This is a genomic window from Nonomuraea sp. CX421 (genome assembly GCF_059358955.1).
Map to the genome: position 1 here is coordinate 175,242 of NZ_JCADBK010000013.1, position 12,155 is coordinate 187,396.

Below are 12,155 nucleotides of genomic sequence, written 5' to 3' on the forward strand. Positions count from 1 at the left end.
CGGCGCGTGACACGTACGTGATCACCACGCACTACCTTCATCCCGAAATATCGGGACAGGGGCGGTGGGCGTGGAGTTATCCAGATGGAGGGTGCTGCATCTGCTGCTGACCATGCACCTGAACGCCTTCGTGCCGGCCTGGTTGCAGGTGCTCTGCGGCATCGTCGTGCTGATCGGCGCCGGCATCGGCGGCGTCACCCTCATCGTGGAGTTGGACGGCGGCCTTGTGCTCGCCGTGGTGTGGGGCGCACTGACCTGTGTGTTCCTGTATGCCCTCGTCATGAGCCTCGGCCCCAGGGTGTGGTGGGACAACCCCGCCCTCCCGCTCGACGACCATCCTCGGCTCAGGAAGGTTCTTCTCGAGGCCGTGGAATTGGCGGGAGTCGGGACCGTCCCCAAGGTACGCCTTTGGGCCTTGCCGGCCCTGGGCGTGCAGACGGGGCACAGAAGAAAGCTTCTGCTCGGGCTCCCTCTGGTGAGGGAACTGGAGGAGGACGAGCTACGCGCGCTCATGGTGCGGCATCTGCTCTGGTCACGGCTGTCGCGGTGCGATCACTGGGTCACGAGGCTCAATGGGAAGGACCTCACCCGTGCGGCATCCGGCAAGCCGCATCCCGATCGCGCTCGGCTTCGAGCGCAGGCCAAGAGGCTCCGGCAGGAGCTGTGGCGGGAGACCGCCGCTCTTGTCGGCCAGGAGACGCTGGCTCGGGCGACCCGGCGAGAGATCATGATCGACCATGCTTTCGCCTGGCATGTATACCGCTATGTAAGGCTCTGGGCCGACCATCATTGGGGGTTCCCCTCCGACGCCTTCGAGTCCTTCCGGTGGAAGGTCCGGGAGGACGGCCTGCTGGCGCGGATCCAGCCACGCGTCGACACGTTCGTCGCGGAGAAGCTCGACCGGCACGAGAGGGAACTGCTGCTGGAGCTGGGCTGGGACAGCGGGGCGCCGGTCGCACCCGCGACCGACCCGGTGGCTGATCGCCTTCCGGCCAGGCTCGAACGCCGGATGGCGCATGCTCTCTGGCGCGAGCTGTTCGGCCGGCCCGGCTCCCCGCTCGGCGTCAAAGGCGGCCCGATCCGCGACAAGCCCGCGGAGCTGTGGGTGTACTACCAGGAGGCGGAGCGGATCGAGGTTCTCGCCGCCGCGACCGCGCTGCTCGGGCGGCCCGCCTCAGCCGAGGACATCGTCCGCCTCGCTGCCGGAGGCCGGGCGGGCGAGCTCGAATGGTGGCATACGGGCTCCGCGTGCCCGCACCCCGGGCCTGAGGTCTGCGTGCTGATGCCGCTGCTCGACGTGGCGCTGCGGCGGCTGGGCTACCTGCACGCCGATCCCTTCGTCCAGCGGGTACTCGTCGGCCGGCTGGGGGATCGGGTGGACGTGGTGGAACTGGCCGGCGCGATCGCGCGTGGCCTGCCGTACGGGCTGGAGCTGGGGCTGGAGCTGAACGAGAGGGATCCCGACGAGGACGTCCGGAGGCTGGCCGCCGAGTCGCTGGCGGCCGGCGACCCGATCGGGTGGTTCGAGCGGCTCTACGCCGCGTCGGAGACGGGTGACGCGATCGTGCCGTGGGACTTCCGGCGGCCGCACGTCATGCTCGTCGACTGGGCCTCGAAGCGCGGCCTGCGGGGTAAGGGGCTCAGAGCACTCGTGGTCGGCGCGGGCCTGGGGAACAACGCCCAGTACATCGCGGGGCTCGGCTTCGAGACGGTCGCGTTCGACGTGAGCGAGTCGGCCGTGCGGCTGGCGGGGGAGCGGTTCCCGGGCGAAAGCGTGCGCTACGTCGTGGCCGACCTGCTCGATCCGCCCGGCGAGTGGCGGGAGGCGTTCGACCTGGTCGTGGAGATCTCGACGGTGCAGGCGCTGCCCGAGGCGCTGCACCCCGAGGCCATCGCACGGGTGTCCTCCTTCGTGGGGCCGGGCGGGACACTGGTGGTGATCGCGTCGGCTCGGAACGAAGGGCAGCCGGTGTTCGCGCCGCCGTGGCCGCTCACACCGTCCGAGATCGCCGCCTTCGCCACCGGCGGGGTTGTGATGGAGGAGAGCGAGGACTTCCCCGACGCCGTGCGCCACCACTGCCGCGCCACCTTCCACCGGCCCGCCTGACGTTCGGCCAGGCGGGTTGATCGGCCTACCGGTCCCGCCGGTGCCGTCACAGCGCTCCGCAGCCCTCGGTGAGCTCCTGGGTGGGGGACGGCGTGGCGGACTTCCTCGGCGTGCCGCCCAGGCCGCTCTTCGGCGTGCTCGCCGGGGTGCTCGCCGGGGTGCTCCCTGGTGACGACGCCCGGGGGGACGCGGGAGAGGACGCGGGAGAGGACGTGGGAGAGGATGTCGCGGAGGACGTCGGCGAAGGGGCCGCCGACGCCGCGACCGGGCCCGTGGCGCCCGAGTCGCGGATCGCCTTGGCGGTGAGATAGCGGATCTTCTGCCAGTCGGGGTAGCCGGTGGAGATCAGCGGGGGCACGAACTGCATGCTCGTCACCCTGGCGTTCTTGACCTGGAGTGCCAGGGGCACCAGGTGCTTCAGCATGGGCCGGGGGATGTCCGTCTTGATCAGCTCTTTGGTGGCCAGCGCGATCTGGGTGAACCGGGTCAGCACGGTGGCGGGATCGGCCTGGTCGAGCAGCGCGCCGAGCACGCACCGCTGGCGGCGCATCCTGGTGTAGTCGTCGCTGTTGGTGCGCGAACGGGCGTACCACATCGCGTCCTCGCCCGTCAGCCGGCGCGTTCCCTGCTTGACCAGGCCCTCGTTGTACGTGCCGAACACCACGTCCTGCTCGACGCTCAGCGTGACCCCGCCGATCGCGTCGATCAGCCGCGCGAACCCCCACATGTTCACCAGGGCGTACCAGTCGACGTCGAGCCCCAGCGTGTAGCCGATCGTGTCCATCAGCACCTTCGGGCCCTGGTGCTGCCTGCCGCCGAAGATCTCCGGGTGCGCGTCGGAGTACTCCCAGACGCTGTTGAGGAGGTCGCTGCGCCCGCCGCCGGGATCGGCCGGCAGCCGGAAGCCGGCGGGGAAGCGCCGGGCCATCGGCGTGCCGGGGCGGAAGCGGACGTTCTCCAGGTTGCGCGGCAGGCTGATCAGCACCGTGCTGCCGGTCCGTACGTCGATGCTGGCCAGGTTCATGCTGTCGGTGCGCACGCCCGCCCGGTCACCGGCGGCGTCGCCGCCGAGCAGCAGGATGTTGACCCGTTGCCGCCCGGCCCACGGGTTCTCCGGGCGCACCCGCTCCTCTGCCCGGGGGTCCGGCGTGGGGTTGACGAAGATGTCGTTGAGCGTCTGCTGGGAGGTCCAGACGTACTCAGCGGTCAGCCCGAACGGCAGCACCACCACGACCGCCAGCAGGCCCGCGAAGATGCCCGTGAGCACCTGCCCGCCCTGGGAGAGCGCGTTGGGCCGGAGCACCGTGAACGAGTGGACGATCAGGGCGAACCACGCCAGGCCGAGGACGGCCGAGCCGGCGGCGATCGCGATGAGCCAGCTGTTCTCGGTCAGCATGCCGAGCAGGTTGTCGGTGGTCAGCGCGACCGCGAGCAACGCGAGCAGCCCGGCCGCGTGGCAGGAGAGCAGCACCAGCCCGGTCCGCCGCCGGCCTGCGCGCAGATGCGCCGCGCCGGGGGCCAGCACCGCCAGCGCCAGCCAGCCGAGGAACGCCCCGGCGCTCACCGGTTTCGTTGCCTGCCTCACGCCATCCCCGTTTCCCCATGCTCCACCGTAGACGCGTACCCCGCTACCCGAGGTGGCCCGCTGGACGCCCATTCCAGGTGCGAACGCCGCTTCCAGAAGCGGCCGCTGGACGCGGCCCACTTTAGGCCGAATCGAGGGGGGATCTTACGGCTTAAACGCGAAATATGCCGTTATATGAGAGTCAACTTCGATGACCGAATAAGATTCGGTCATGGCCTTCTCCGAGATCGAGTACGCCGTGACGGAGCGCATCGCGACCGTCACCCTGAAGCGCCCGGACCGGCTCAACGCCTTCACCCTGACGATGCGCGCGGAGTTGATCGAGGCGTTCGATCTCGCGGACGCCGACGACGACGTGCGCGCCGTGGTCGTCACCGGCGCCGGCCGGGCCTTCTGCGCCGGCGCCGACCTGGGCGGGGGCGGCGGCACGTTCACCCGCCGGGACCGCGGCGACCATCAGGAGGAGCTCGTCGACGGCTACCCGCGCGACGGCGGAGGCACGGTCGCCCTGCGCATCGCCCAGTCGCTGAAACCGGTCATCGGCGCCATCAACGGCGCGGCCGTCGGGGTGGGCGTCACGATGACGCTGCCGATGGACGTCAGGCTTGCGGCCGACACCGCGAAGTTCGGCTTCGTGTTCGCCCGCCGCGGCATCGTCCCCGAGGCGGCCTCCAGCTGGTTCCTGCCCAGGATCGTGGGCATCGCCCAGGCCATGGAATGGGCCGCGACGGGCCGCGTCTTCCCCGCCTCGGAGGCCCTCGAAGCCCGGCTGGTCTCCCGCCTGTATCCGGCGGACGAGCTGCTGCCCGCCGCCTACGCGCTGGCCCGCGAGATCGCAGCCAACACCTCGGCCGTCTCCGTCGCCGCGGTCCGCAGGCTGATGTGGTCGGGGCTGTCGGCATCGTCCCCATGGGAGGCGCACGCGGCCGACTCCAGGCTGATGGCCGAGCTGGGCTCCTCGGCCGACGCCGTCGAGGGCGTGACGTCGTTCCTGGAGAAGCGGCCGGCAGAGTTCCCGATGAAGGTCAGCCAGGATCTGCCGGACGGTGTACCGTCCTGGCCGGACGATCCCTATCGTGTCTAGCATGTACGAGATCACCGTTCTGCCCATGCCGCCCGACTTCGAGGGTGAGGTCGTGGCGACACTGGTGTCGCGGCGGACCGAGGCGTCCCGCCGGGCGGTGCTCTATCTCCACGGCTTCACCGACTACTTCTTCCAGGACCACCTGGCCGAGCACTACCTCGACCGCGGCATCGACTTCTACGCGCTCGACCTGCGTAAATACGGGAGGTCGTTGCTGCCGCACCAGACCAGGGGCCTGATCAGGAGCGTCACCGACTACTTCCCCGAGATCGACGAGGCCGTCCGGATCATCCGGCAGGACCACGACGAGCTCACCGTCAACGCCCACTCGACCGGCGGCCTGATCGCCTCGCTGTGGGCCGACCGGGTCCGCGGCCGGGGCCTCGTGCAGGGGCTGGCGCTCAACAGCCCGTTCTTCGACCTCAACGTGCCCGCTCCGCTCCGCCTGGCCGCCGACCTGCTCAAGACTCCGCTCTCCTACACGAGCCGGCCGCTGCCCCTGAAGGTCAGCACCGTCTACGGCCAGAGCCTGCACAGCTCCGAGCAGGGCGAATGGGACTACGACCTGGAGCTCAAGCCGCTCGGCGGCTTCTCCGTGCACGCCATGTGGCTGGCCGCCGTCCGCCGCGCGCAGCGCCGCCTGCACGCCGGGCTCGCGGTCGACGTGCCGGTGCTCGTCCTCGCCTCGGCCAGGGGCCTGCGGGTACGCGACTTCGTCCCCGAGGCCCGTGCGGCCGACATCGTGCTCGACCCCCGGCAGATCGCCCGCTGGTCCACCTCGATCGGCCCGCACGTCACCTGCGTCCGCGTCGCCGACGGCGTACACGACCTGGTGCTGTCGAGCGAGCCGGTGCGCAAGCAGGTGTTCGCCGAGATCGACCGCTGGCTGAACGCCTACGTCGGCTCGGCGGACCGGGACGGGTAGGGATTCCCCGCTGCCGGGAGGATCTCGGGTCTACCAGGGGAACGAGAACAACCCGTAGTAGGCGGCCGCCACCAGCAGCAACCCCGTGCCGCCCAGCACCCCCGCGATCGCCACGTGCTGCCACCGGCTCAGCCGCATGCCCTCCCGCAGCGCCGCCACGACCGCCGCCACGGCCGTGACCTCCTGCACCAGCATCAGCACCGCCATGCCGCGCACGACCAGCCAGCCGGCCAGCACCGCGGGCCAGGCGCCCGCCTGGTTCACCGAGAACAGCACCAGCACCATGATGAACGCCACCACCGAGAGCAGCAGTCCCAGCCCCGTCCACGCCATCCGGCTCAGTCTGCGCCTGATCGGCGGCCACAGTTTGGTGTTGGCCTCGACCTGCGCGAGGGGCCGGCCGCGCAGCCGTACCAGCATGACGGCGACCGGGCCCGCCACGTAGCCGACGGCGGCCAGGCAGATGGTCAGCCCCAGCATCGTCCCGCCCGCGTACCACGGCGCGGCCGGCACGTCGCTGGCCTCGAACCGCTGCACCGGAGTGGTGCCCGCCATGCGCACCTCGGGCCGGGCGGTGCCCGGCAGGCCGGTGATCCAGTTGGTGAGCGTCTCCAGATAGCCCGGCGCGAAGTCGCCGCCGTTGACTCGCATGGCGTGGTCGGCTCGGCCCATGAAGCGGATCGTGTAGCCGTCGTTGCCCGCCTCGGCCAGCGCCGTGGTCAGCGCCCTGGTGGACTCGACGAACGGGATGGACGGGTCGGTCGTGCCGTAGAGGGCCAGCACCGGCTGTCTCATCCGACGCAGCGCCGGCATCGCGTCGTGGCGCAGGAAGTCGAAGCCGATCCCGCCCATCGCCCTGGTCAGCAGGTCGCGCACGCCGATCGGGGCGCGCAGGCGGAGCAACTGCTCGTTCAGCGCCCAGGCCACCTGCCGCAGCGGTGAGACGTTCGGTGAGGACACCAGCACCGTGAACCCCACCGCCGAGCTCTTCGCGGCGGCGATCGGCGCCACCCATCCGCCCTCACTGACCGCCCATAACCCGATCCGCGCCGGATCGACGTCCGGCCGCTTCGCCAGGTGCTCCACCATGCGGAGCGCGTCGTCGGCGAGCAGCGAGAAGTCGCGGTCGCGGAAGTTGTAGCCGACCGTCCGCTTGTCGAACGCGAGCGTCACCACGCCCGCCTTGGCCAGGAACTCCGCCTGCGGCGTGAACTCGGTCCGCGAGCCGTTGCCCGACCCCGACACGAACACCAGCGCCGGATGCCGGCCCGGGGTGAGCGGCGCCCGGACGGTGCCCAGCAGCCGCTGCCCCTGCGCCGGGACGGAGATCTCCTCGCGGCTGATCGGATCGACCGCCACGACGGAGCGCAGCTCGCTCGGCGGCTGAGCCGGTAACGCCTGGAACTCCTGATCGGCCCTGAGCGGTGGCGGGTCGAACGCGGGCGGCAGGACGTATCCGACGGATGCCAGAACCACCAGCATCAGACCGGCTGCGACGCTCAAGGTGCCACGGCCAGTGCGCATCGGCCTCCCCATGTGGGTTGGTTTGCCCGTCGATCATTCAGCCTACTCCCCGCTGGTGAGGCGCATGGGGCCGCATTTGTCGGTGAGAACTGTTAGCTTCCTGCGAATGCGGATCCTGCACACCAGCGACTGGCACCTGGGGCGCTCGTTCCATCGCGAGAGCCTGCTCGACGGTCAGGCCGCGTTCGTCGACCACCTGGTCGAGACCGTCCGCGCCGAGCGGGTCGACGTGGTGGCGGTGTCCGGTGACGTCTACGACCGCGCTCTCCCGCCGGTCGACGCCGTGACCCTGTGCAACGAGGCGCTGGGGCGGCTGGCCGCCGAGGGCGCGCGGACCGTGCTGATCAGCGGCAACCACGACTCCGCGCGGCGGCTCGGCTTCGGCGCCTCCCTGTTCGACGCCGCGGGGGTGCACCTGCGCACCGACCCGTCGCGGGCGTGGGAGCCCGTCGTGATCGACGACGTCGCCTTCTACGGCATCCCCTACCTGGAGCCCGAGCTGGTCCGCGCCCCCTGGGAGTTGCCCGACCGCAGCCACACCGCCGCGCTCACCCACGCCATGACCCGCGTCCGCGCCGACGCCGCCCGCCACGGCCGCTCTGTCGTGCTGGCCCACGCCTTCGTCACCGGAGGCCAGGCCAGCGACAGCGAGCGCGACATCAGCGTGGGCGGGGTCGCCCACGTGCCGCTGTCGGCGTTCGACGGGGTCGACTACGTCGCGCTCGGCCACCTGCACGGGCGCCAGCGCATGTCCGAGACTGTCCGCTACTCCGGCTCCCCGCTGGCCTACTCGTTCTCCGAGGCCGACCACGTCAAGGGGTCGTGGCTGGTCACGCTCGGCTCGGGCGTGGAGTTCGTGCCGGCGCCGGTGCCCCGGCCGGTCGGCCGGCTGCGCGGCCATCTCGACGACCTGCTGACCTCGCCCGCCCACGCCCGCTTCGAGGACCACTGGCTGCAGGTGGTGCTGACCGACCCCATACGCCCCAAATCGGCCATGGACCGGCTGCGCGCCCGCTTCCCGCACACGCTGGCGCTCTCCTTCGACCCCGAGGGCGGCGCTCCCGCCGCCCAGCCCGTGCGGCTCAGCGGGCGCCCGGAGGCCGACGTCGCGCTCGACTTCGTCCGTGAGGTACGCGGCGAGCCTGCCGCGGCCGACGAGGAAAAGCTGCTAAGACAGGCGGTCGAGGCGTCCCGGGCGAAGGAGACGATGGCGTAGATGCGGCCACACCGGCTCTCCCTGACGGCGTTCGGGTCGTTCCCCGGTGCGGAGACGGTCGACTTCGACGCGCTGGCGCAGGCGGGCCTCTTCCTCGTGCACGGGCCCACCGGCGCGGGCAAGACGACGATCCTCGACGCGCTCTGCTTCGCCCTCTACGGGCAGGTGCCCGGCCAGCGCAACAGCGCCCGCGCCCTGCGCTGTGACCACGCCGCCCCTTCCGTCGGCCCATCGGTCACGCTGGAGGTGACCGTACGTGGCCGGCACCTCCGCATCCAGCGCTCTCCAGCCTGGCAGCGGCCCAAGCTCCGCGGCACGGGCTTCACCGAGGAGAAGGCCAAGGTCATCGTCGAGGAGCGGGCCGGTGCCGGCTGGCAGGGCCTCACCACCCGGGCCGACGAGGCGGGCGACCTCATCGGCGGGCTGCTCGGCATGAACGCCGACCAGTTCTGCCAGGTCGCCATGCTGCCCCAGGGCGACTTCGCCCGGTTCCTGCGAGCCGACGGCGACGACCGCCGCAAGCTGCTCGAACGCCTCTTCACGGTCAAGGTGTTCACCCAGACGGAGTCGTGGCTGGCCGAGCACCGCAAGCAGTCCTGGCGCGAGGCCCAGGACCTGCGCCAGCAGGTCGACTTCGCCATCCAGCGGCTGGAAGAGGCGGCCGGCGACACCCTCGCCCAGCCCGCACCGGTCCTTGACGGAGCGTCTGAGATCGACAGCGCCGATCCCGGGTCGGCCGAGGCCGGAGTGCCGTCGGTCGAGGATGATCCTCTCGGATGGGCCGGAGCACTGCGCGACGCGGCCCGAGCCGTGGTCACCCGGCGCACCGAGCAGCACGCGCGGGCGGAGCAGGCGTCGCGGCGGGCGCGCCTCACGTTCGAGCAGGCCGCGGCGCTGGCCGACCGCCGGCGCCGTCACGCCGAGGCGCTGACCCTGCGTCGCACTCTGGACGAACGTGCCGACGAGCGAGCGGACCTCCAGGCGATCCTCGACGACGCGGCTCGGGCCGCGGCCGTGATCCCGCTGATCACGGCCGCCAGGCAGCGCGCCGAGGCCGCCGCCAAGGCCACCTCCCTCGCGGCCGACGCCGTGGCCCGCGCCCGTCCCCTGCTGGGCCGCGCGATCGACGGCCCATCCGCCGACTCCCCGCCCCGGGCCGGCGATGGTTCCGCGGTGTCGCCGGAGCGGCTCGCCGAGATGGAGAGGCAGCGGCAGGCCGAGATCGCGCGGCTGTCCGAGCTGCTCACCGAGGAGGCCAGGCTCCTGGTCGTCCGGAGAGACCTGCGGCGGGCCGAGGAGGAGCTCGCCGGGCTGGCCACGGAGGACGAGGCGACCGCCATCCGGCTGGCCGCCCTGCCCGAGCTCATGGCCGAGGCCGAGCACCGTGCCGAGCGGGCCCGCCTCGACGCCGCCAGGATCCCGGCGGCCGAAGCCGTGCGGGCCGCCGCGGCCGAGCTGATCGCAGCCGATCGCGGGCTCGCCGCGCTGGACACCGAGCTGGACGGGCTGGCGCAGCGGGAGGCCGAGGTGGCCGCCGCCGAGGCGGAGCTGCCCCAGCGGCTCGCCGACGTGTCGGGGCGGCTCGCCGGCGTACGCGCGGAGATCGCGGCGATCCCGGCGGCGGCCGCGACGCTCGACGCGGCCCGGACCATACGCGACGCGGTCCTGCGTCGTGACACCCTGGCCGGTGAGCTGGAGGCGGCGGCGGCCACCCACCAGGCTTTGGTGGACAGGGCCCAGGGTCTGAGGGAGCACTGGCTGGACATCCGCCAGGCCCGCGTCGACGGCATGGCGGCCGAGCTGGCCCGCGACCTGTCCGACGGCCGGCCCTGCGCGGTGTGCGGCTCCGAGCACCACCCCGCCCCGGCCTCGCCCGCCCCCAGCGCGCCCTCGGCGGACGACGAGCTGGCCGCCGAGCACGCCCATGAAGGAGCGCACGCCGAACGCGAGGCCGCCGAACGTACCCTCGCCGCCCTTGAGTCCCGCCATGCCGAGGCGGTGGCGGCCACGCGCGGTCTCGACGCCGACGCCGCCGAGGCGGCGGTGCTGCGGGCCGAGCAGGAGCTCGCCCGCCTGGAGGGGATCGCCGCACTCGAGCCCGCGCTGGCCGCGGAGCTCGACCGCGTCGAGGCCGACCGTGAGCACGTCACCGACCGCGCCCGCCGGCTGGCCGAAGACCTCGCCGCCCACCGCGCCCACCGCGGCCACCTGCGGGCCGAACGCGCCCGCCTCGCCGCCCAGCTCACCCGCGGCGGCCTGGGGCCGGCGCCGGATGCCGACACCGAGGGTCCCGCTCGGCTGGACCCAAGCGGGTTGGGCGCCGACGTCCAGGCCGTCGAGGTGCTGGCGGCGGCCGAGCGGGAGCTGCGGCGGCTCAAGGCGTCGGCGGCCGAGGAACCGGAGCTGGCCGCCGAGGCGGCGCGGCTCGGTCAGGAGCGGGTCTCGCTGGAGGAGCGGGCGCGCAGGCTAACGGCCAGGCTGGCCGCCTGCCGCACCCGCCAGGAGGAGCTCAGCGGTGACGCGGGGAGGCTGACCGCGCGGCTCGACAGCGCCCGCGGCGACGACCCGACGCTCACCGCGCGGCTGTCCAGGCTCAGCGACGAGGCGGAGCTGCTGCGAGAGGCGCTGGAGGCGACGCGGCTGGCGATGTCCGCCGAACAGGAGCGTGCCAGAGCCGCCGAGGCGGCCGAACGGGCCACCCTGGAGGCGGGCTTCGCCGAGGTCGACGACGTCGTCGACGCCGCCAGGACCCCGGCCGAGCTGGAGAGCAAAACCGAGCGGCTGCGGCGGCTGGACGACCAGTACGCCGCCGTGAGCGGCATCCTGGCCGACCCCGAGCTGCTGGCGGCGGCCGAGGCGCCGGCGCCCGACCTGGCGGCGATCGAGGCGGAGCGCGAGGCGGCGCAGCAGGCCCACACCGCCCTGGCCTCCGCGCTCGACCAGGCCATGGCCAGAGCGCACCGGCTGGACGAGCTCCACGGTGAGCTGGCGGCAGGTCTGGCCACCTGGCAGCCCGCCGCCGACCGGCACAAGCTGGCCGAGCGCATGGCGGCCCTGGCCAGCGGCACCTCCAGCGACAACCAGTGGAGCATGAGCCTGTCGTCGTACGTGCTCGGCGAGCGGCTCAGGCAGGTGGTCGACGCCGCCAACGAGCGTCTCGACCACATGTCCGCCGGCCGCTATCTCCTGCGTCACGACCTGCGTAAGACGGCCGGCGCGCGTGGCCGTTCGGGCGGCGGGCTCGGGTTGCGGATCTCCGACGGGTGGACGGGCGTCGAGCGCGACCCGGCGACTCTCTCGGGCGGGGAGAGCTTCATCACCTCGCTGGCGCTGGCCCTCGGGCTGGCCGACGTCGTCACGGCCGAGGCGGGGGGAGCCGAGATCGGCACGCTCTTCGTGGATGAGGGGTTCGGCACCCTCGACGAGGACACCCTCGACGGCGTCCTCGACATTCTCGACGAGCTACGCGACGGCGGGCGCGCCGTCGGCGTCATCAGCCACGTCGCCGAGCTGCGCTCGCGCATCCCGGCCCAGCTCAAGGTCTCCAAGACGCGCGCCGGGTCGAGCCTCACCGTCCTGTGACCGTCCCTGTGGCCGTCGCCCGGACCGTCGCGTTGTCCTGGTCGTACGTCATCGACGGCGCTGAATCCCGGCGGCGCCGGTGTCCACCCCGTTCGTCACGATGACGGTCCTGTCGGGTGATGTCGGGTGGGT

7 protein-coding genes are annotated in these 12,155 nt (G+C 72.5%); 5 read left to right on the plus strand and 2 right to left on the minus strand.

The window, feature by feature from the left end; translation table 11 throughout:
• Positions 1-91 precede the first annotated feature (91 nt).
• A complete protein-coding gene (locus AC5L3X_RS23660; RefSeq protein ID WP_494859651.1) occupies positions 92-2,107 on the plus strand; it encodes a methyltransferase domain-containing protein in 2,016 nt (671 codons plus the stop codon).
• A gap of 46 nt (positions 2,108-2,153) precedes the next feature.
• Here AC5L3X_RS23660 and AC5L3X_RS23665 read toward each other — a convergent pair whose 3' ends face one another.
• Complete coding sequence (locus AC5L3X_RS23665) at positions 2,154-3,692, minus strand: LCP family protein (RefSeq protein ID WP_494859652.1); 1,539 nt, start codon at positions 3,690-3,692, stop codon at positions 2,154-2,156.
• Positions 3,693-3,903: 211 nt separating this feature from the next.
• Here AC5L3X_RS23665 and AC5L3X_RS23670 point away from each other — a divergent pair, with 211 nt between their 5' ends.
• Both AC5L3X_RS23670 and AC5L3X_RS23675 read left to right on the plus strand, forming a co-directional pair.
• Positions 3,904-4,776 (plus strand): enoyl-CoA hydratase-related protein, encoded by an 873-nt coding sequence (locus tag AC5L3X_RS23670; protein ID WP_494859653.1) that lies wholly within the window; start codon positions 3,904-3,906, stop codon positions 4,774-4,776.
• Position 4,777: 1 nt separating this feature from the next.
• Positions 4,778-5,701 (plus strand): alpha/beta hydrolase, encoded by a 924-nt coding sequence (locus AC5L3X_RS23675; protein WP_494859654.1) that lies wholly within the window; start codon positions 4,778-4,780, stop codon positions 5,699-5,701.
• Positions 5,702-5,731: 30 nt separating this feature from the next.
• Here the strand turns inward: AC5L3X_RS23675 and AC5L3X_RS23680 are convergent, their stop codons facing one another.
• Positions 5,732-7,225 carry an alpha/beta hydrolase family protein gene (locus AC5L3X_RS23680; RefSeq protein ID WP_494859655.1) on the minus strand — a complete coding sequence of 498 codons (1,494 nt, stop codon included), beginning with the start codon at positions 7,223-7,225 and terminating at the stop codon, positions 5,732-5,734.
• A gap of 106 nt (positions 7,226-7,331) precedes the next feature.
• On the opposite strand from AC5L3X_RS23680, the gene AC5L3X_RS23685 reads away from it, so the two are divergent.
• Both AC5L3X_RS23685 and AC5L3X_RS23690 read left to right on the plus strand, forming a co-directional pair.
• Positions 7,332-8,441, plus strand: a complete 1,110-nt coding sequence (locus tag AC5L3X_RS23685; protein WP_494859656.1) for an exonuclease SbcCD subunit D — start codon at positions 7,332-7,334, stop codon at positions 8,439-8,441.
• A complete protein-coding gene (locus tag AC5L3X_RS23690; RefSeq protein ID WP_494859658.1) occupies positions 8,442-12,023 on the plus strand; it encodes an AAA family ATPase in 3,582 nt (1,193 codons plus the stop codon).
• Positions 12,024-12,155 lie beyond the last annotated feature (132 nt).